The sequence below is a fragment of the Methanosarcina hadiensis genome (genome assembly GCF_046529725.1).
In the GTDB taxonomy this organism is placed as follows: domain Archaea; phylum Halobacteriota; class Methanosarcinia; order Methanosarcinales; family Methanosarcinaceae; genus Methanosarcina; species Methanosarcina hadiensis.
Genome location: NZ_CP136241.1, coordinates 672,636 through 692,468 on the forward strand (window position 1 = coordinate 672,636; position 19,833 = coordinate 692,468).

General features: G+C 39.7%; 16 protein-coding genes. 10 read left to right on the top strand and 6 right to left on the bottom strand.

All coding sequences use genetic code 11. The annotated features are described in order from the left end of the window. Positions 1 to 53: 53 nt before the first annotated feature. Entirely contained in the window at positions 54 to 2,942 is a 2,889-nt protein-coding gene (locus tag RSJ42_RS02985) for a DUF3458 domain-containing protein (RefSeq protein ID WP_410509236.1), read from the bottom strand. Between the two features lie 430 nt (positions 2,943 to 3,372). Between RSJ42_RS02985 and RSJ42_RS02990 the strand changes: the two genes are divergently transcribed. Next, the gene (locus RSJ42_RS02990) at positions 3,373 to 4,701 is read left to right on the top strand and encodes a DUF2341 domain-containing protein (RefSeq protein WP_410509237.1); all 1,329 of its coding nucleotides are present in this window, start codon (positions 3,373 to 3,375) and stop codon (positions 4,699 to 4,701) included. 1,021 nt (positions 4,702 to 5,722) lie between these two features. Here the strand turns inward: RSJ42_RS02990 and RSJ42_RS02995 are convergent. The 3 genes from RSJ42_RS02995 to RSJ42_RS03005 form a co-directional block, all read right to left on the bottom strand. Beyond that, positions 5,723 to 8,491: a DUF3427 domain-containing protein gene (locus tag RSJ42_RS02995; RefSeq protein ID WP_410509238.1), complete on the bottom strand. Its 2,769-nt coding sequence runs from the start codon at positions 8,489 to 8,491 to the stop codon at positions 5,723 to 5,725. Between the two features lie 142 nt (positions 8,492 to 8,633). Beyond that, the gene (locus RSJ42_RS03000) at positions 8,634 to 9,032 is read right to left on the bottom strand and encodes a (deoxy)nucleoside triphosphate pyrophosphohydrolase (RefSeq protein ID WP_410509239.1); all 399 of its coding nucleotides are present in this window, start codon (positions 9,030 to 9,032) and stop codon (positions 8,634 to 8,636) included. A gap of 317 nt (positions 9,033 to 9,349) precedes the next feature. Next, positions 9,350 to 9,877, bottom strand: coding sequence for a protease inhibitor I42 family protein (locus tag RSJ42_RS03005; protein WP_410509240.1), 528 nt, complete (start codon positions 9,875 to 9,877; stop codon positions 9,350 to 9,352). 313 nt (positions 9,878 to 10,190) lie between these two features. On the opposite strand from RSJ42_RS03005, the gene RSJ42_RS03010 reads away from it, so the two are divergent. Next, entirely contained in the window at positions 10,191 to 10,481 is a 291-nt protein-coding gene (locus RSJ42_RS03010) for a hypothetical protein (RefSeq protein WP_410509241.1), read from the top strand. A 27-nt stretch (positions 10,482 to 10,508) separates the two neighbouring features. Here RSJ42_RS03010 and RSJ42_RS03015 read toward each other — a convergent pair whose 3' ends face one another. Next, positions 10,509 to 10,673, bottom strand: a complete 165-nt coding sequence (locus RSJ42_RS03015) for a hypothetical protein (RefSeq protein WP_410509242.1) — start codon at positions 10,671 to 10,673, stop codon at positions 10,509 to 10,511. Positions 10,674 to 10,856: 183 nt separating this feature from the next. Here RSJ42_RS03015 and RSJ42_RS03020 point away from each other — a divergent pair, with 183 nt between their 5' ends. Further along, entirely contained in the window at positions 10,857 to 11,102 is a 246-nt protein-coding gene (locus RSJ42_RS03020; RefSeq protein ID WP_410509243.1) for a hypothetical protein, read from the top strand. Between the two features lie 480 nt (positions 11,103 to 11,582). Further along, positions 11,583 to 11,873, top strand: coding sequence for a hypothetical protein (locus RSJ42_RS03025; RefSeq protein WP_410509244.1), 291 nt, complete (start codon positions 11,583 to 11,585; stop codon positions 11,871 to 11,873). Between the two features lie 192 nt (positions 11,874 to 12,065). On the opposite strand, the gene RSJ42_RS03030 is transcribed toward RSJ42_RS03025, so the two are convergent. After that, positions 12,066 to 12,659, bottom strand: a complete 594-nt coding sequence (locus tag RSJ42_RS03030) for a DUF2179 domain-containing protein (RefSeq protein ID WP_410509245.1) — start codon at positions 12,657 to 12,659, stop codon at positions 12,066 to 12,068. Positions 12,660 to 13,093: 434 nt separating this feature from the next. Here RSJ42_RS03030 and RSJ42_RS03035 point away from each other — a divergent pair, with 434 nt between their 5' ends. The 6 genes from RSJ42_RS03035 to RSJ42_RS03060 all read left to right on the top strand — a co-directional run bounded on the left by RSJ42_RS03035 (position 13,094) and on the right by RSJ42_RS03060 (position 19,566). Further along, complete coding sequence (locus tag RSJ42_RS03035) at positions 13,094 to 13,816, top strand: helix-turn-helix transcriptional regulator (RefSeq protein ID WP_410509246.1); 723 nt, start codon at positions 13,094 to 13,096, stop codon at positions 13,814 to 13,816. Between the two features lie 894 nt (positions 13,817 to 14,710). Then, entirely contained in the window at positions 14,711 to 16,603 is a 1,893-nt protein-coding gene (locus RSJ42_RS03040; protein ID WP_410509247.1) for a PKD domain-containing protein, read from the top strand. Between the two features lie 86 nt (positions 16,604 to 16,689). Beyond that, positions 16,690 to 17,346: a PGF-pre-PGF domain-containing protein gene (locus RSJ42_RS03045; protein WP_410510300.1), complete on the top strand. Its 657-nt coding sequence runs from the start codon at positions 16,690 to 16,692 to the stop codon at positions 17,344 to 17,346. Positions 17,347 to 17,520: 174 nt separating this feature from the next. After that, positions 17,521 to 17,808, top strand: coding sequence for a hypothetical protein (locus tag RSJ42_RS03050; protein ID WP_410509248.1), 288 nt, complete (start codon positions 17,521 to 17,523; stop codon positions 17,806 to 17,808). Positions 17,809 to 18,228: 420 nt separating this feature from the next. Next, entirely contained in the window at positions 18,229 to 18,711 is a 483-nt protein-coding gene (fae, locus tag RSJ42_RS03055) for a formaldehyde-activating enzyme (RefSeq protein ID WP_410510301.1), read from the top strand. A gap of 447 nt (positions 18,712 to 19,158) precedes the next feature. Further along, positions 19,159 to 19,566: a DUF1699 family protein gene (locus RSJ42_RS03060; protein WP_015410979.1), complete on the top strand. Its 408-nt coding sequence runs from the start codon at positions 19,159 to 19,161 to the stop codon at positions 19,564 to 19,566. The last annotated feature ends 267 nt before the right edge of the window (positions 19,567 to 19,833 follow it).

Genomic DNA, 19,833 nt, shown 5'->3' on the forward strand with positions numbered 1-19,833 from the left:
ACATTAGTCTAACATTAGTCTAACATTACTCTTACGAGATTCACAGATAAGACTCATTTTCCGGTTGCTTCTGTCTGCAGAGCCTGAATCTTGCCGTGCTCTATCCCGTAGCCTTCGACAGCTTTAGGAGCTCCGATAAGGAGTTTTCTGATCCTGTTATATACGCTTGGGTATTTCTCCGGATCAAGTCCTTCAAGGAGACCTGCAAGAATTTCCACCAGCGGGATATGGTATCTTATTTCCATCTGGTCTATGTTTGCAAAAGCATTTAGCAGGTTCACTGTGGTATATTCATTTACTGGAGCCAGTTTCCGCAGAATTTCTGCAAAAAGGGTTCTGCCTTCTTCGGTCTGAAGGGACTTCTTGCGGTTACGGGCAAAGCTTCCGTAAAGGGCACGCTGGTCATTTGTCTGTTCAATCCTGAAGGCATCCGACCTTTCCATCTCCCTTACCAGTTCCACGGCATCGGCACTGCTGTTGCTTCCTATTACCGAAAGGAAGGCTTCCCAGGCGATGAGGTTCTTTTTCGACTCGGCTTCAAAGGCTCTCAGGACTTCTATCTTGTCAGGGGCCGAACTGTTGAGGTACGCGGCAAATGCACTCAACCTGTCGGTTGCACAGGCTGCAGTCTCAAACTGCTGCTTTATCAGGGAATGGATGTCAGGGGTATCAAGGGTTGCAAGGACTCCGAGGCAGACGTTTTTTGCCTGCCTGCTCTTTATCACCCGTGCTGTTTCTTCCAGGGACCCGTCCCTTGGAACTGAAGCGTTCTCATAGAAATGGTAGGCAGAAATCAGGGAGCTTCTGTACTTCCAGGCAACTGCCTTCAGGAGCTTCTGCTTTACATCATAGAGCTTCTGGTAGTGATGGGCATAATCCTTATCCTCAACTGACTCGAAAATGGTCAGGAACTGCCCGCCTGCCTTTTCAAGGAGCTGCCGGTCATTGAGAAGCCTGTAGTAAAGCTCTACAAAGTCATCGGAAGGCACCGCATCCGGGACTTTAAGGAGCCTCAGCTTTTCCCTGTCCACAAAGGTATAGAAAGCTGTAAACCTGCCCACGATATCGCTGTCTTTCCTGACCTGCATAAGGAGTTCTTCCGGGCTTGCCCTGTAAATAAGCTTGCCGTAGAAAGAATATCCCCTGTTAAGGGAAAGGAAAGAAGGCGTATCCACATTTTCAATTACAATTTCTGCTGTTTCTCCGCTTACCCTTTCCAGCACCTCTGCAATATCTTTTCCTTCCTCGTCAACGAGGGCTGCCCTGAACGGGAATTCCCACGGCTTTCCTCCGGCAGGGTACTGCTGCTTGAGGAAGAAAGTAAATTTCCTGGTAGGCCTGTCGTACTCGGCTGAGACCTCAACTACAGGGAATTTCGTCTGATTCAGCCAGGTCTCAGCCATCTCTTTTAAAGGCACCCCGCTTTCTTCTTCCATGGTCTCTATCCAGTCCTGCGTGGAAGCATTCGAGTGCTGGAACTTTTTGAAATAACGGTCAAGTCCACGGACAAAAGTGTCTTTCCCTATAAGGCTCTCGACCATGCGCACGTATTCCGGGGACTTTACATACGTAACTGCAGTGATCAGGTCATTAGGGTCATTGAACCCGTCAGGGATAATCGGCATTGAAGCAGCCCCGGAATCCAGGGCAAAAGTCCCTGATGCAGGTGCAAGCAGGTCAAGCACCCTCTGGAGCCTCTGGTAGTCTTCACCGAAAAGGAAAGCATGGTACTGCTCTTCGACATGAACGGTCACGGCTTCGTTTAACCAGATCTCAAACGGGCTCCTCCCGGTGACCTCGGACCCGTTCTGGTTGTGGTAGTACTCGTGAACCTTGACCCTTATCATGTACTCAAAAGCAGGATCCGTTATCTGCGGGAAAGGCATGATGCGGTTTGTGGTAATGGTAGTATTCCCAACATTTTCCATGCCGCCAAAGTCCGAGTTCTGCATCCCGATTTCCCTGTATACGGTCCCTGTATACCTGTATCCCGGAGTGATGGTTTTATCAAGCCTGGCGAGCTCTTTCCTGATCTTCCCGAGCTCTTCTCCTTCTCCTCCGCTTTCTCCTTCCCTTCCGGATTCAGGCCCTGAATTCATTTTCAGTTTCTCCCGCCTCCGGACAAGGTCCCAGATCAGCTGCCTTGCAGGCAGTTTATCCTCATCGAACTGCTCAGGCCCGGTAAAGACGTAGACCCACATCACGCAGTCGTGCAGGATATCAAGAGCCTTTTCTGCAGCCCTGGCATCGGAATCCGGCGGCACAAGCAGCTCAAGCATAAAAGTGCCCCCGTCAGGGTACTCAAATTCCCTTTTATAGGTCGCATAAGTCCCGACTCCGAGGAAAAAGAGATAGGTAGCCATAGGGGTAATGCAGTTATCATAGACGATCCTGTCCCTTCCAGGCTTTACGGTATTCCTCTCGACCGAAACATCCCCGTTCGTGATGAGGTTTGTGTACCGCGAATCTGCAATGATGGTTGTCCTGTAAGTGCATTTTGCAGTCATGTCATCTATGCAGGGCACGATCCTCTGGAACCCCCACTGCTGGCACTGCGTAATCTGCTGCGGAGGAGCCCCTGCCGGAGTCTCGTCGTAGTACAGCCCTTCAAGGATATTTTTTGTCGGCCTGCAAACAGTATCCGTAATTACTGCAATCTCGGTATTCGGCGGAATCACGTCCCTGAAGCTGACCTCAAGGATAGCATCGTTTTTCCTGTACCTGTAAGAGACCTCGGACTGAAAACAGCTCACAGCCCTGATCTCAAGGTCCTTGCAGTTCAACTCCAGCTTCTCAATAGGCTTATCCTTTGTCCTGACCCTGAGTATGGACTTCACATTCGTCCTGTCATCATAAATGTCAAACGTCAGGTCCATATGCAAAACATCAACAGTAAGCTCTCCGAAGTCCTCAGGGTAATATTTACAGAGTCTACATTTCATAAAAGGTCACCGGGAAAAGTTATGAGTGTTATATTGTGGGATAGAAAAGGGTGAGGAGAGATTTAAATGTGTTAGTTTGGATGGAAGGGAAAGATAAGAAAAATTCAAAATTTTATTAGATGCTTTCTAAACCTAATTTAACAAACTAATGTCTGTATTATTTTTCATTGTTTCTTATTTATCATTGCTTCCTTCTAAAATCATAAAATTATTATATGTGTTTAAAAGTATCAGTATAAAATAAGTCTGCTGACTTTCTTTCTTTTTCACAAATTAATTTCATACCAGAAAACGAAGTTAAAAGAAAGGGAATAGTATCTGCTCTCTAATTCAGAATAATAGCTGGAGCTATCGACTGTTAATCCTGTATAACATCAAAAAATAACATACTAAAAGGAAAGTGAAATACAGTTTCTATGAGGAAAAATCCATGAATCGTTTTGCCCGCTTTCTTATATCAATTATATTTATTTTATTGGCTTGTGGGACGTCTTCTGCGCTTTCTGAGGATGGTGGCGGTATATGGGATTATAGTCGAGATATAATAATACAAGAAGTCTCTGGTAATACATTTACGGATTATAACGTGTTAGTTGAACTTGAAGATGACAGTTTTCCTATCGAAGCACAAGAAGGCGGCATAGACATCCGCTTTACTGATGAAGATGACACCGAATTAAATTATTGGATAGAAAAATTCGACTCACACACTAAAAAAGCTAAGATATGGGTAAAGGTTCCTTATGTTTCCGCCAACAGCCAAACAAAAATAGTAATGTATTATGGAAATCCTGAAGCGAGATCTGTTAGTAGTTCAAAAGTGCTGAGATATCCAGATGTCTCTGGTTCGTGGATAGGCACATTGAATATGTATGGCACAGAAAAAAAATACATACTTAATTTAGATTTATCTCAGGATGGATCCCAAATTTATGGCAATTCCAAGATAACTAAAGTTGAATCAATGAAAAGATATGCAATTATGGATATTTCTGGATCTGTTGACAATAATGCTCTTAGTTACACTGAAATGAGTAAAATTGACCCCTTCAATTTGGATTTTTTTCTGAAAAATGTGGATTTAAAATTTGAGGGTAAATTTCCATCGACATTGGAGGGCTACTGGAACTATGATACATATGGAGGTACTATCTCACTTAGAAGAAATAACTCTGAATCAGTAGCTAACGTGACTATATCAGAACCTCAAGTTTTATCTGTGTTTGTTACCAAAACAGTATCTCCTCAATCTATTCGTCAATTCAATGAAAGTACGATAACTATTAAAATTAAAAATATTGGGCGTACTGAGATTACAGATATTGAGGTAGTAGATTCAACAAATCCTCCAAGTTTTGATTTTATGAGAGGAAATTACCCTGATCCTCATAAATTTGATATTCTTGAACCGGGAGACGCAAAATGGGTTCAATACACTGTTAGAGCAAATAAAAATGGTACCTTTATCTTGGATCCGTGCACTGTAACCTTTGCTGATAAAGATCGTAATATTCAGACCATTAAATCCGAATCTGTTTCCTTGAAGGTCGTTCCGTCAATTTCATCAGGTTCAGAGCCAGATGAGGAAGCAATGGATCCTGTTTCTAGAATCAAAGAATTAACCGAAAACTTCAATGGTAGAGGTTTACTGTATCATATTTTATCGGTACCGATTTGGATTTTTAGTAATAAAGAATGGATATTTAGCGGAATTGGCGTTATTATAATTTCCATATGGTTAAAAAATAGAGACAAGTAATGTCTAATCTTATTTAATTAAAGAGAAAATTTTTAATTTCTAAAAAATATCAGTTAAAAATGTGATAAATTGGGTAGAAATGGTAAGATACAAATCTCAGAATAAATAGTTTTTCCCTTTATAATTCTGGAAAGATATATCGTATTTGAAACGATTTCGAAGATTGAAACCATTCGAAAATTCGATACACAGTATAGCAGCAGGTGACTTAAAAGGTTAAACTTTGAGCAAATTCCAATCCTATTTTAATACTGTTGAATGCATGTAAATGAAATAAATTTGAAGTTGAAGTAAAAAGTTAATCGTCTGTATACAATATATATCTTAAAAAAAAATTAAAAAAGTGAAGTAATTTTGGGATAAAACAGGTGTAGTTTGGAGAGTAGAAGAAAGAGAGGGAAATTCTTGTTTTTAACCTTAACTCTGCCACAAATAGGGAATAACTTTTTCAGATCACAATGTTCTTGATCACGTTTCATTCCGAATTTTCAAAAATCAGTATGAAGTTTTTCAGACAATTCCCTCGGAAGCTAGAGATGGCAAATTGATGTTTGAGCCTGCAGGCATCGAATTTAAAAATGAGCAAAAACGGAAGAATCACTCAAATTTATTTCTTATAGGAAATAAATTTTCTCCAGATCTTTAGTTTGTTTTAGACAAAATTTTCGGCATCTAAAGAAAGATAATACTAAATGTATAAAAAATTTCTGGTGAAATTGAAAGTAACGGAGAGAAGAAAAATGCACAACTCTGTTAGAAAAACGGCATCAAAAGACAAAATCATCGAATTAGTTTGTTCCATAAGCGATGAAGAGTTAAGTTGATATGACCATTTGAAATTGGTAATATGGAAGTCAAATAACGATTTGATTCCATAGCTTAAGTTGAACTCTGGGTTTCTGTTATTAACAATATAAAATTCTTGGTTACAAAATGCTTCTTAACTTTAATTGTTTGAAACAAAAAACATGCTAAACAATCTTGTTTTTACTATTGTGGTCTGTGATTGTTTATCTGGAAATTACCCAACTAAGTAGTCATAGATGTCATCTCTGACGGGTTCTAGGAGAGAATATTGTATTTCCACAGCTTTTTTTGTTGTATTAGGCATGATAAATTCTTTTACATTCCCAGTAGCAAACATTCGGCCTAAGTAGTAGAACTCTTTTGATATTTTATCGTCCTTATTTTTACGGACAAATAAGCATAAGTCTGTACCGTTTTTTTGGGCATTCAAAGCTTGCTGGACATCTTTAGAAGATGTGGTTCGGCCGGATTTGGAAATTGCAATAAGTGAAGAAGGCGAAAGGAAGCGGTCCTCATACTTGATTGTGTCATCAATATTATCTTCTTTATTATAATTAATAAAGACAGGAAAGGTATTAGTTAACTGGTGGAATTTGTATCCACCAATGTTCTGTGGTACCTCTGCCTGAGGCCAATCTAAGCATTTGCATACATCATCATAGGTATATTTTTGATACAGCTGAAAACTTGTATCTAGATATCGATCGCCATATAACAAAGTATTTCTTTCCAATCCTAACTCTATCAAATCAAGTAACATCACTTTGAACTCATTATTTGTAAGAAGTCTAGCAAATTCCTTAAATATCTCATATTCACCAGAGGTTGTCCTGTTTACGAAAATGGCAGAACTATACTTCTCCCTTCCAGAACCTGTGGCAAACTTTTGCATCATTTGATTTAAGACGCAAGCTAAAGTGTGCTCATTGAATTTAATTGCTGGGTACTTAGCTCTCATTACTTCCTTAAACCCATCAACTGGATATGGATAGCCATCAACAAGTAGTCTGACAAACTCAAGTTCGTGAGGTCGTTTGCCATTAGCATATTTTGTAGAAATGAACTCAATGTACGTAGATTCAATTGTAGATAGTTCGACTGTATATGCTTTTTCATAACTTTTGAGAAAATTGTGATATGAACCAAACTTATCAAAAATGCGAATTACATCAACAGAGCCGTATCTTGCAAACTCGTCTAACCGAGGAATTCTACCAAGACGTTGCTTAAGTGCTAGATAGGATTCTTTGATTAGTTTTGAATCGTTAAAGTTGGCTCGATCAATGGAAGCATAAATATGCTCGCGAGTTATCGCATCAAAGTTTACAGTTGAGCAACCAGGAATTACCCGGTTACCTTCAGCAACAAATCTGCGGATTGTATCCTTGTTGTAAGTTTGATCTCCGGAAAGGGCTATCGGGATTAAAAAGTTCCTTTCATAATTACCAATGAAATCAATGACTACAACATATTCCTTGTTTTCCTTTTTTCGCAAACCTCTACCTAATTGTTGTACAAAGATTATTGCAGATTGAGTTGGTCGAAGCATGATAATCTGGTTTACAGCCGGTATATCCACGCCTTCATTAAAAATGTCAACGGTAAAAATGTAATCGAGCGCACCTTCATACTCATCTTGCTCAAGCCGTTCTATTGCTAATTCACGCTCATTCTGACTGTCAATGCCAAGAAGTGCGCAGGTGCGATACCCATAATCATTAAACTTTGTGGATAGTGCAACAGCTTCTTCTTTTCTGCTGCAGAATATTAGACCTTTTACACGGTCACCACTGAATCCATAGTACTCTACTTTTTCGATAATATTGCGCACTCTCTCATCAGATGTTAGCTTGCTGAACTCTGTCTTATCCTCAATGACTTTCCCATCTATTGTGAGTTCAGAAATTCCAAAATAGTGGAAGGGACATATCATTCCTTCCTTCATTGCTTGTTGGAGACGAATTTCGTAAGCGACGTTATAATCAAACATCTCGAAGATACTAACTCCGTCTGTACGTTCGGGTGTTGCCGACATTCCCAACAAGAATCTGGGCTTAAAATAGTTGAAGACTTTTTGATATGAATCGGCACCAGCTCTGTGAACTTCATCAAAAACGATGTAATCAAACTCATCAGGACGGAACCTATAGAGAACTTCATCTTTAGACAGCGTTTGGATCATAGCAAATATATAGTCAGCATTTACCTTGTTACCGCCACTCATTACATCCATACTTTTTCCATTATGGATTACACGCTTGTAACTGTCCATTGCGTCTTTAGCAATAAGCTCACGATGAACGACAAATAGGAATCTTTTGGGATTAACAGTTCTAACATCAAATGCCGATAAATATGTCTTTCCAGTTCCAGTTGCCGAAATAACCAAAGCGCGCTCAGCATTTTGGTTTCGCAAGTCGGCTAAAGCCTGCAAAGCAGATTCCTGCATCCTATTAGGTTTGATAGTTGAAAATTGAATTATTTTCTTTTCGACAGATAATGCTGCAATGTGTTCAGATTCTTTTGCAGTGCGGTAAATCTCCATGTATGCAGCAAGCCAATTATCATCAACTGGGATTGCAAGTTCAAACATGATTTCAAATTCAGAAACTACGTTGTATACTATTCCACCTTTAAAAGAGGAACTAACTTTAAGATTCCATTCTTTATTCTCACAAAGAGCATTTTGTGTAAGGTTGCTGCTTCCAACAATAATGGAATACTCCTCGCCTTTTCTAAAAATGTATCCTTTCGTATGCATATTAGCTATATCTTCAGTAACTATCCGCAACTCAATATTCTTAAAACGTAGCAAACGCTTTAGAGCAGTTGGGTCTGTGAAATTCTGGTATTGAGACGCGATGATTCGACCTTTCACACCACGTTGTTCCAGGTCGCTTAAAGTGTTTAACAAAACGGTTACGCCACTACTTGTTATAAATGCGACAGAAATCATGAACTCATCGCATTTAGTAAGTTCCACTATTAACGATGTTAAAATTTTTTCCCCTCTGTCAAAATCGTTAATTAGCAACCTGGGCTTATATTCTTCGAGTGCCAGAATGGAAGAATCTAAAAAACCATATTTTATTCCATTTTTCAGTTCTACACAACAATCCGTATTATCACTCCAACATCAATTTTTTCACGATAGGTTGATCCGCGGGTGCCCAATCCAGTTTATCGAGATCTTGGCGCTTTAACCATAGATGATTAATATGTTCTTTCCTAATGAATTCAGGACTGTTTACCTGGCAAATATAGCTATGCATTGTGACCTTAAAATCTGGATATTGATAGGTCACTGCCATAAAAAAGTCACTTTCGGATATATTTATTTCAATCTCCATTTCTTCGCGCAGTTCACGCATCAGTGCTTGACTATTTGTTTCATCAGGTTCAACTTTGCCTCCAGGAAACTCGTACTTATAAGATAAATAATCATATTTGTTAGCATTTCTTTGCATACAAAGGATTCTATCCTCGTAAATGATTATTCCAGCTACAACTTCTATATGTTTCATCTCTTTCTCGTCTTTTTTTCTGTGATTATTCAGCCATACTAAGCCTTTAGTTCCTTATACAAAGATTATTAGAATATATTAGCTGAGCTATATTCATGCGAAAATTCGAAGTTTGAGAACTCGGAGACAAAAGTAGTTTTTGACTGATAGGCCTTAAAAAGAGACCTTGATACCTTGAACAAAAGGTTAAAAATTATTTCAGCAATTAAAACACGAACCTGCCAAAACCAAAACTTTGCTGGTAAACCCTGAAGCAAACTAGCAAGGTATTTGACTGAAATCAAAAGAGGTAAAAAATAAAATCCAAAAAACGCTTCTCAAAAAACCTCTACATTAAGTGTAAAGTTCTCCTCAGTTCCGGTCATATTTTCCCAGGGCCTCTTATAAATTCCGTTCACCTGCTGGCTGCCCTGGCTCGCGGCTTCGATAGTCCATGAATGAGTTCCAGGGACACCAACCTGATTTTCGGGAGCTTCGTCTTCGGTATATCCGTCGCTGAGGATATTGAGCCCCTCACTCACGTTTAGTTCCCAGGAATAGCCTGTGGACGGGTTTTCCCTGAGCTGGAGGATAAAAATTTCTCCATTTTTGATGCTTATGCTTCTTCCGTTTTCAGCTTCGGTTATGATCTGCCCTGTTTCTATGGTCTGATTTCCCTGAGTGGCGTTAGCTTCGGTCACAGTCTCGCCTGTTATGCTTGGCGTTTCCGGAGTTACAGGCGTAACCTGTTCGGAACCTGCCTGGGTTTCATTTTCGGTGGTCTCTGGCTCTTCGGCACAGCCGGCTGCAAAGACAAAAGCAGCAATGACAGAGAGCACCACGATTAATTTTAACCTTTTCTTCATAACTGCCCCCTCAAAAATACCCTTACTCTGGATTTATGGGCCTGGTTTATTTCAATTCACTGCTGGTTATTGCAGGTTATTGTATTTCATTATTCATATTACTGGTTTTTTACTGGTTTTACTGATTTTACTGGTTTTTTACTCGTCTATGAAAAGAAATCGTGAAAAATAATGATCACCATATTTCAAAGTTTTTGAGAATTTATTCGGACTTCTAGCTCCGGATAATGATTTCTTAAATATCCACAAAAACTGGTTCCTTTGAATCAACTTATTATAAAGTGAGAAATAATTTCTATCTGGTGAAAGAGATATGACTCTCACTCTTAACATAAAAGGTGATTTCACACCTCAGGAGGTAACTGAAGTTATCCGTGCAGCGCTTGATCAGGATGAGCGTGCTGCAAAATACAGGATAGAAAAATATTCGATTATTTGTAAGGGATTTGAGGTAAAGTACGGGATGGGCTCAGACCTCTTCATAGAAAAATTCGAAGCTGGAAAACTGGGGGATGACAGTGAATTTTTCGATTGGTACGCCGCAAAAAAAGGCCTTGATATGTGGGACAAACGGCTAAAAATCATCTCGGCAATTGATTTCTAAACCTCGTCTCATTCTTCAAAATCCGCATCAGCTCCTTCTCTGCCTCTCTTTTTCACGTAAACTATATATATCATGGTACTCAAATAAGAATATTGTATAAAAGTCTCTATTGGAGAGTGTTTTTTCAGGTAATGCTGCACCAGGGATCAATTCGAGTGAACCTTCAGATGCAACAATTGGGGTTTCCAACATTTTATCTCGTTTTATAAGCTTTCTATAAGCTTGACGCTATGCGTTTTAAACGGGGTAGATGCTCTATTCGAGCGGCTGGGCCTTCAAGGAATACCTGAACTGAAAAACTGAAATTTAAACAAAAAATAAACAAACCAAAACAAAAACACTCTTTAAGACCTTTATTCGCGAGGTTTAAACAAGATGTCAGAAGAATCCGATGATTCAGACAGTAGTGATAGTAGTGGGAGTAGTCGTCAGAAAATGCTCACAGCAGCCGGAATGGTCCTGTGTGTAATACAGTTCGCCTTCTTCGTGTACATGATTTTAATGTTCATGGAGATGGACTTTGCTGAGGGATTCAAGTTCATGCTGCTCGCATATTCTTCAGCGTTCGTTTATAAGAACATGGAGAATTCCGGAGTGATCCGGCAAATAACCCGAAACTGACGGCTGTGTGGATTTATTCCGGATCCACACTTTTTATCTATCTCTCTTCTGTTTCATATTTAACCTGAGTTTATATTCTTTTCCGGGTCTTTTTATTAATCTTTTTTGTTAATCTTTTCTGTTAAGCAATACCGGTTGCACCTCATTCCATACTTTCCACTGCTTGCTTATACTGTTTGCTTTTTACTGCTTGTTTTTCATTGCTTGTTTTTCCCTGTTTGCTTTTTACTGCTTGTTTTTCACTTCTTGCTTTACAGTTTTCAAGAATGCTTATTTTGAAGAGTGCGGCCCGGTATAAAAAAAAGAGTTTCTGATTATTTTTTTAAATATGTTGTCGAGATTAAAATACTTGAATTTTTTAACTTAGTCTCAGGCTCCTTAAATTCCTGATATTTGCGAGAATATAACTCATTAATAAATAGAAAAAGAGATATATAGGATTAATTTTTAGTATCAAACAATAATTATTGTGGGATAAACATGGATCTTACATTGCAGATTGATACCGATTACTCGCTGCAGGAAGCAAGTGAGGTTGTTCGCGCGGCTCTGGAACATGAGAAGCATCTTGCGAAATATAAGGTACAGCGCTATTCCATGATCTGCGATGAATATGAAGACCAGTACGACCTTATATCTACAGAGCTCCTTCAAAAAATTGAAGCTGGAGAACTCCTGGACGATGATAATTTTTTTGACTGGTACGCTGCAAAAAAAGGGCTTGACCACTGGAAGAAAAAGCTGTCTGTCCTTAATGCTATAAAGTACTGATCCGCATAACACAGCTGGCAGAATGCCGCCTGTGAGGAACTATTCTTTCATCACTTTTCCGATTTTTCTCTTTTTCTTTTCCTTTTTGTGTCAGGTTTTTTGTTACTTTTCTGATGCAGTTTTTTACTGTTTGTTTGGTACCGTTTTCCTGCTGCCATTTTTTAATAATGTTTTTCTGTTATTGTATTCTTATTACTGCTTTTTTATCACTCTTTTTTCCGAGAAACGTTCCTCTGGAATAAACCTTTTGTTCAGAAACATTTGTTCACTTTTTTTGGGAGCAAAGTACCCACCGCTTATAGGTTTTGTGTTGCTTACGGTAATGAAAACCTTTTCATCGTATTCATACAAAATCTGTTTTAGTTTGTCCAGGTCTTTTCTTTTGAGGGTTACGTTCAAAATCTCACGGGCGCCTTCTTTGCCGGAGCCCTGGACCGAAGTCACTCCAAACCCATTATCTCTTAATGAGTTGAGCACTTCCCGGTTTTTGTTGTCCTTTAAGACTATCTGGGCAGTAAAGTTTCCAAGTGCGATTTTCTCTTCTATAAAAATCCCTACATAGTTTCCGCTTGCAAATCCCAGGGCATAAGCAAGCAAATTCCCGGGGTCATCAAGTCCGCTAACAACCTTTCCCAGGGCGGTGATATATATTATTATTTCAAAAAAACCGATGGCTGCAGCATGGAATTTTCTCCCCTGGACCACCATTAATGTCCGTACTGTAGATAAGGAAACATCGCAAATTCTGGCAAAGAAAATTAACATATAACCTGATAGACATTCCATGAAGCAAGCATCCATTTTTACCTGGCTGGGCCGCCACCTGGGCGGCAGATATTCGCATTCTGGCTTTTTGTATATATACGGATATTCGGTTGTTCATTGTCTTAAGAAATTCATTAAGTCTATTATTTTCCTGATTTATATATCTATCTACAGAGTATAGATTATATACAAGTTCCTTTGCCTGTTGCAGGAAGAAAATCAATTTATCTGCTCTATTTTACTTTTCATTTCTTTATTTTCTTCCTGTTTTTCAGTCTGCTGCAGCACTTTCAAAACTTAGTAATAATGTATAAATAGCTGAGGGCATATCTTTACATCAGTATCATTTTTCTAACGGTGTTCTAATGAAGGATCAAGCTAAATTGACAGAACTGGTTTTCCTGTCTGATAAAAGGAAGAAAATTCTTCTTTTTTTAAAAGACAGGCCAGGGACCATGGCTGAAATTCAGGAACACCTTGCCGCAGATCCTGTTTCAATCCTTCCCCAGATTAAAAAGTTAAAAGAAGGCAAGCTTGTTATACAGAAAGGGCATACTTACGAGCTCACTTTAATGGGAGTAGTAATAGCTGACAAAATGCCTTCTTTCCTTGGCACCCTCGAAGTCCTGGAAGATAATTTTGAGTACTGGACAAAAAGAAACCTTGAAGGGATTCCTCCTTTTTTACGCAAAAGGATTTTTGAACTTAAGAACTGCAAGCTTATCCTTCCGGATATAAGCCATATGTTCGAACTCAACCCTGAATTTATAGAACAGCTTCACCTTTCCAAACAGATTCTCGGGTTTGCTTCTTATTTTCACCCTTCTTTTGCTTCACTCTACCCGGAACTCGCAAAAAAAGAAGTGGAGATCTCCTTAATGCTTACGGAGCCAGTAATTCAGAGATTCGAAAAGGATTACAGAGAAGAACTGAATACTTTCCTTGGTTTTGAAAATGTCAGGGTATTTGCCTTTTCGCGGGATGCTAAAATTGCAGATTTTACAGTAACTGATAAATTTTTCCTGCTCACTCTTTTCTCAAGGGAGAAAATCTTTGAACATGAAAGCCTGCTCAGTTCAGAACCTGAGGCTCTTAAATGGGGTACTGACCTTTTTTCGCATATGCTAAAAGAAGCAACACAGGTAAGAGAGGTCGAATCCATAACCCTGGAGCATTGAGTTTAACCTCTGCCTTCCAAAACGTTTTTTTATTTTCCTATCAATATTTCTTCTCATTCTATCGGTATTCTTCTTATCCTATCATATTTCTCATTCTATCGGTATTCTTCTTATCCTATCATATTTCTCATCCTATCAGTATTCTTTTTATTCTATCATATTCCTCATTTTTACTGTCTCTTATTTACAATCTATATGTTCTCTCTTTTTCCACAATTTTTCGCTTCTTTTTGAAAACCTTTCTCCACAGCCTTTTCATTAATTTCTCCAGCAGCTCTAAGTCACTTTCTATTTTATTTCATAAACAATTCTGTGCCAGGAACAAAAGACTATCTTTAATAACTTTCACGTTTCTTTTTTCATCCGTGGACGCGTTGAATACTCCGGTACGTTAAATCTCCTGAGGTATAACCGCTAATGATTATAGTCAATTATATAAAGTCAATTTTATTCAAATACGCCTTTTTGCATCTAAGTAAAAAAGCCATTCGGATGGTCTTAAATCAAAAAGCTTAAATTTTGAATATTAATTTCCATTTATAATGTTAGCTTATTTATGTAAAGAAATATTGGTAATATATCGCAAAGGAAATGCTCTACTCTTCCAAGTAAATTTTAGGGCTTTTCAGATTTGAAACGAGCTTAACAGTTTATGAGATTTACTTTTCCAGATCCCTCTGGAAAAGCAGCAATCTTCAAAAAATAAAACAACTCTGCTTTGATTTAATAATAGGGTGACTTCATTTACGACTAAAACTTCAATTATCAGCACCGAAAACCCGGTACTGGGCCTGTAAATAACGAATAATGCCGCTGGAAAATTGTAAACCACAGTCTAAAAATGGCTGAAGTTATTTCATGAATACTATGAAAAGTATGCTAGGGGGCAGTGGGATGTCGCCTGAAATGCAAAAAGAAAAAAGGGTGCGTGAATTGAAACAAATAACGGTGTTAATGTTTATATTCTTAATATCTTCGGCACTGGCTGTAGTTGTGGGTTCTGATTTAGCCTCTGCCGCTGATGATGATAATGAATCGATTAGTGTGGGCTTTTCAGCTTCGCCGCTCTCGGGTGAAGCTCCGCTGACAGTACAGTTCACTGATGAATCAACCGGAAGTCCGACAACCTGGAAATGGAACTTCGGAGACGGTAATACATCAACTGCTGAAAATCCTTCTCACAAGTATTACAGAGCGGGAAGTTATACTGTATCACTGACAGTAAATGATGGTGCAACCTCGGACAGCGATGTCAAGGAGAATTTTATTACTGTCAGGGAACCTGAAAAACCTGAAGTACCCGTTGTAACAGCCAGCTTCGAAACTGATGTAACTTCAGGCAAAGTGCCTCTCACAGTCAGGTTTACCGACACCTCAACCGGCGGGCCAACTTCGTGGAAATGGAACTTTGGGGACGGAGCTACTTCAACCGCGCAGAATCCGTCTCATACTTATTCGACTGCTGGAACATATTCTGTAACTCTGGTTGCGACCAACGGCACTGTCAGTGATGATTTTGAAAAATCCATTACTGCCGGGAATGGGCCAACAGCCAGTTTTACCGCTTCCCCAACTGAGGGAGTGGCTCCGCTTACCGTAAAGTTTACCGATACCTCAACCGGGAGTCCGACAAGATGGGAGTGGGACTTCGGAGACGGCAGCACATTATCAACTGCTCAGAATCCGTCTCATACATATTCCGGACCAGGGACATATACCGTAAAATTAACCGTAACAAATGCTTATGGACCCAATACGGCTTCTTCTACCGTCCATTCATACCTGATCACTGCGCCTGTAGCTGATTTTATCTCAAGTGTAACTTCAGGTTCGGAACCGCTTTCTGTCCAGTTTACAGACCTGAGTACAAACGGCGCTACAGGCTGGGAATGGGACTTTAACGGTGACGGAAGAATCGATTCAACAGTACAAAACCCTCTTTATGTGTATACGGCCCCGGGAACTTACTCTGTCACCCTGAGTGCACTGAACGGTACTGCAAGAGGCAGCGTCACAAAACCTAATTATATCACGGTAGGTGGGTCTCTTCTGGCTTCTTTTACTATGTCTCCGCAGCAGGGTAATGCTCCGCTTGCTGTTGAGTTCAACGATACTTCTTCCGGAAATGCGACCGGATGGATATGGGACTTTGGAGACGGCAATACGTCAGCATCTCAGAACCCGTCTCATATTTATTTCAGTGCCGGAAATTATGCCGTGAAATTGACCGTAACAAATGCTTATGGGTCCAACACAAGTGCCCCTTCTTTTGTAAATGTGTCCTTTGCTACTGCACCTGTTCCTGATTTTACATCAAATATAACTTCAGGAAAAGCTCCCCTTACAATCCAGTTCCAGGACCTTTCTACCGGAGGTCCGACTGCCTGGGAATGGGACTTTAACGGTGACGGGATTATGGATTCAACTGAACAGAACCCTGTTTATGAGTTTACGACTGATGGCTTCTATAACGTTACTTTGAAGGCAGGTAACAGCACTGCATGGGCTAATATTACCAAACCCGGCTATATTCTGGTAGGAGAAGGGCTTCATGCTTCTTTTATTGCCTCAGTATATTCAGGGGATGCTCCCCTAACTGTACAGTTTACTGATACTTCCACAGGCAATGCTACCTCCTGGTTATGGGACTTTGGAGACAGCAATACTTCTACTGTCCAGAACCCTGTCCATGAATACTCCGTGCCCGGAAGTTACTCCGTAACCCTGAATGTCAGCAATGCCTACGGGTACAGCACCGTTTTACCTGGGCTGAATACATCAAAGTAGGTGAGGAAAAGGAAAGCAGCGGGTCAGGAGGTTCCGGCGGGGGATCGTCAGGCGGAGGAGGCGGTTCTCCTGAGCCTGCAAGTAACATAGAAGCTAAAGAGCTTGCACAGAAGTTCGTTACAACCGGAGACCGCGTAAAATTCGAGTTCACCAGAAACGCCACAGCAATTATGTATGTGAAGTTCGACTCGAAAAGGAACTTCGGGAAGGTTACAACTTCAATTGAACAGCTGAAAAACAGGTCTGTTCTTACCCCAAAAGAACCGTCAGGAAAGGTGTATAAGTATCTTAATATCTGGGTAGGGAATGAAGGCTTTGCAACTCCTGAAAACATTGCCAATGCCATTATAGGGTTCCGGGTCAAAAGTTCCGAGATTTCAGAAAACGAAACCGAAGGGCCTTCGGTTTTTATGTATAGATATTCTGATGGTAAATGGAATGCTTTACCCACACGTGAAATGGGAAAAGATGACCAGTACACTTATTTCGAATCCCGAACCCCGGGCTTTTCTCCGTTTGCAATCATAACCGGCAAAAAAGCCATTGAGCTTATAGAAAATGAAACCATTGATGAGGACCAGATTCCTGAGCTCCCAGGAATCCCCAGGCAGGAAATGCCCAATTCATTGGAAGAAACCGAACATAAAGACTGGTCAAAGGTCTCCAGGGCTGTCAAGGTTATCGTCGGATTTATGGTAGTACTCTTGATATGGATTGCTGTAAATGAGAAAAATAAACGATAAAAGGATAGCAGAAGAAATAATATAATTATGAAAATAAGCTCACAGGATAAGACTTGTGGGATAAAAAGGCTGGAAGGAAATTTTAACTGATTACTTTTCCAGCCGTTTATTTTCATAATTACTTTATATGAAGCAAACAATAACGATATAAAAACTTCTTTTGTCGGGATAGATATGAGTTTCACGCTTAATATAGAAACCGGGTTCTCACCTCAGGAAGTATGTGAGGCTATCCGTTCTGCTCTGGAACATGAAAAGCATGTTGCAAAATACAAGATCAAGCGGTATTCAGCAATCTGTCAGGATTACGAGGAGAGGTTCGGGTACAGTTCAGGTGAACTCAGGGGGGAGTTCGAAGCCGGAAAAATAGGAGATAGTGACTTCTTCGACTGGTATGCGGCGAAAAGAGAGCTTGACCACTGGAACAAAAGGCTTGAAATCCTTTCAGGGATCTCTTTATAAGGAACAGGACTGTATTCTCCCTTTTTTCTGAAACTTTTAACCTTCTTCTCTCCTTTTCCAGGACTTTTGCCTTTACTTTTCATGGAAACAGGCTCTGGAGCTGATGCTTTTATCCTGGATCGTATTTTTACTTTCATCCGTACAGCCCGCTCTGGACAAGGTCCAATCCATCGTAATCTGTTCAACAATTTCTATTAGAGGGGTCTGCTTTTTCTATTAATCAAGGTAAACAGTTCATAACTTATTTATGTACGTTTTAAAGTATTACAGGGTTGTTTACCTTCTTTAAAAGGAAATATTATTGCCCCATATATCTTTCATTATTTTGATATCACTGACTTTATTTTGAATGGGGCCGGGAATTTTTCTTTTATAGACATAATAGAGGTGTTAAGCTTGGTAAAAACCGTTTTAAAAAGCATGGTTGGAGAAGCCCTTATCGGGTCAGGTCCGGAGATTGCCCACATAGATCTGGTTATAGGGCCAAGAGGAGGGCCGGTCGAAACAGCGTTCATGAATTCCCTTGCAATGCCCAGGCAGGGCCATACTCCGCTTCTTGCTGTCCTTGAGCCGAATGTTCAGCCAAAACCAGTGACCCTGCTTGTAAATAAAGTAACGATCAAAAATGTGTCACAGGCTGCTCTGATGTTCGGATCGGCTCAGGCAGCGGTTGCAAAAGCGGTTATGGACTCGGTAGCCGCCGGAGTGCTTCCTGAAGAGCAGGCAGATGATATTTTCATTATTGTTTCTGTTTTTATAGAATGGGATGCAAAAGACAAAGATAAAGTCTATGAATACAATTACGAAGCTACAAAGCTTGCAATAGCCCGTGCAATGGAGAGCAAACCGACAGTTAAAGAAGCATTGTCCAGAAAGGATTCAGCAAAACATCCATTTGCATAATGCAGGCTGTGAGTTTTCCGGAAATTCCGGATCCTGTTCCTTTTAAAAGACTTTTAGAACATTCCCTGCTGTGTATCCTTTAAATTTTAAGGCCAGCAGGATTGCAATATGTCTTTTATTGAAGGACAGGATTCTCACAGGGTTCTTATATTCCAGATTTGTTAGCCATAAACTTTACAATTAATTGTTTGGAAATTATGGTTATATTTTTCTTTCTTTTTCGGGAAGGTCTATAGAATAAATGAAGAATTCTCGAATTCGAATACCTGTCCCTTATTTTTTTCTCTTCCCGGGAATTTTTCCGGTTACTTCTTTAGTTGTGTAAGGGATTAGAAATGCAAAAAAACTGTATGAAAATTAACGGGCGTGGTAGACAAATATTTATAATAAGTACCAGTAGTTTATATTGATATAAAAACATAAAACTTTACAGTGGGGGAAGACATAATGAAAATTAGAGTAGTTAGTTCAAGGGAAGAAATTTTTACGCTTAATCCCAATGAGCGTGTAGTTCACCTGGCATTCAGGCCGTCAAATAAGGACATCTTTGCGCTGGTAGAAACCTGCCCGAAAATTGAGGTAATTCAATTACCCAAATCTTACAGGCGCACGGTCTCAAAGTCCATAGAAATGTTTCTTGAAATGCAGCGCATCCAGCTTATCGAAGGAGATGTCTGGGGACACAGGAAAGATATTAACGAATATTACAGCATTCCATCTTCTGTAATCGAAAAGATAAGAGAACTGAAAATGGAAGGCACACCTGCTGAGAGAATCGAAGAAAAGGTTGCAAGAGAGAGCAAGCTGAATCCTGAAATGGTTGCTTATATCCTGACCAAGGAAGCTTCTGCTTGAGAGTTTCGCAAATTCAGGTTTTTTTCATTTCTCGGTGTATACTGGATAATATTGAAAGATTCGAATTCTTTCAAATATCCCTATTTGCCACAAGCCAATTAAAACTTTTCAAGGGTTGTATGTATTCTCCTGGCCTTAAATAATAATTTCTGTTTCGCGAAGTCTTGAGTCAGGAGATCTACCTGTTTTTAATTACAGCCTTCGCTCTTTTCAATAGCAATCTTACTTTGTTAAAAAGTGTGATAGAATGTAATAACTTATATATTT

What these genes read in the sequence shown, in the direction of transcription:
- RSJ42_RS02985 (WP_410509236.1), bottom strand. Translation starts at nt 2,942, where the DNA reads ATGAAATGTAGACTCTGTAAATATTACCCTGAGGACTTCGGAGAGCTT.
- RSJ42_RS03060 (WP_015410979.1), top strand. Translation starts at nt 19,159, where the DNA reads ATGAAAATTAGAGTAGTTAGTTCAAGGGAAGAAATTTTTACGCTTAAT.
- fae (WP_410510301.1), top strand. Translation starts at nt 18,229, where the DNA reads ATGGTTGGAGAAGCCCTTATCGGGTCAGGTCCGGAGATTGCCCACATA.
- RSJ42_RS02990 (WP_410509237.1), top strand. Translation starts at nt 3,373, where the DNA reads ATGAATCGTTTTGCCCGCTTTCTTATATCAATTATATTTATTTTATTG.
- RSJ42_RS03050 (WP_410509248.1), top strand. Translation starts at nt 17,521, where the DNA reads ATGAGTTTCACGCTTAATATAGAAACCGGGTTCTCACCTCAGGAAGTA.
- RSJ42_RS03030 (WP_410509245.1), bottom strand. Translation starts at nt 12,659, where the DNA reads ATGGAATGTCTATCAGGTTATATGTTAATTTTCTTTGCCAGAATTTGC.
- RSJ42_RS03005 (WP_410509240.1), bottom strand. Translation starts at nt 9,877, where the DNA reads ATGAAGAAAAGGTTAAAATTAATCGTGGTGCTCTCTGTCATTGCTGCT.
- RSJ42_RS03010 (WP_410509241.1), top strand. Translation starts at nt 10,191, where the DNA reads ATGACTCTCACTCTTAACATAAAAGGTGATTTCACACCTCAGGAGGTA.
- RSJ42_RS03015 (WP_410509242.1), bottom strand. Translation starts at nt 10,673, where the DNA reads ATGTTGGAAACCCCAATTGTTGCATCTGAAGGTTCACTCGAATTGATC.
- RSJ42_RS03000 (WP_410509239.1), bottom strand. Translation starts at nt 9,032, where the DNA reads ATGAAACATATAGAAGTTGTAGCTGGAATAATCATTTACGAGGATAGA.
- RSJ42_RS03025 (WP_410509244.1), top strand. Translation starts at nt 11,583, where the DNA reads ATGGATCTTACATTGCAGATTGATACCGATTACTCGCTGCAGGAAGCA.
- RSJ42_RS03020 (WP_410509243.1), top strand. Translation starts at nt 10,857, where the DNA reads ATGTCAGAAGAATCCGATGATTCAGACAGTAGTGATAGTAGTGGGAGT.
- RSJ42_RS03040 (WP_410509247.1), top strand. Translation starts at nt 14,711, where the DNA reads ATGTCGCCTGAAATGCAAAAAGAAAAAAGGGTGCGTGAATTGAAACAA.
- RSJ42_RS03035 (WP_410509246.1), top strand. Translation starts at nt 13,094, where the DNA reads ATGGCTGAAATTCAGGAACACCTTGCCGCAGATCCTGTTTCAATCCTT.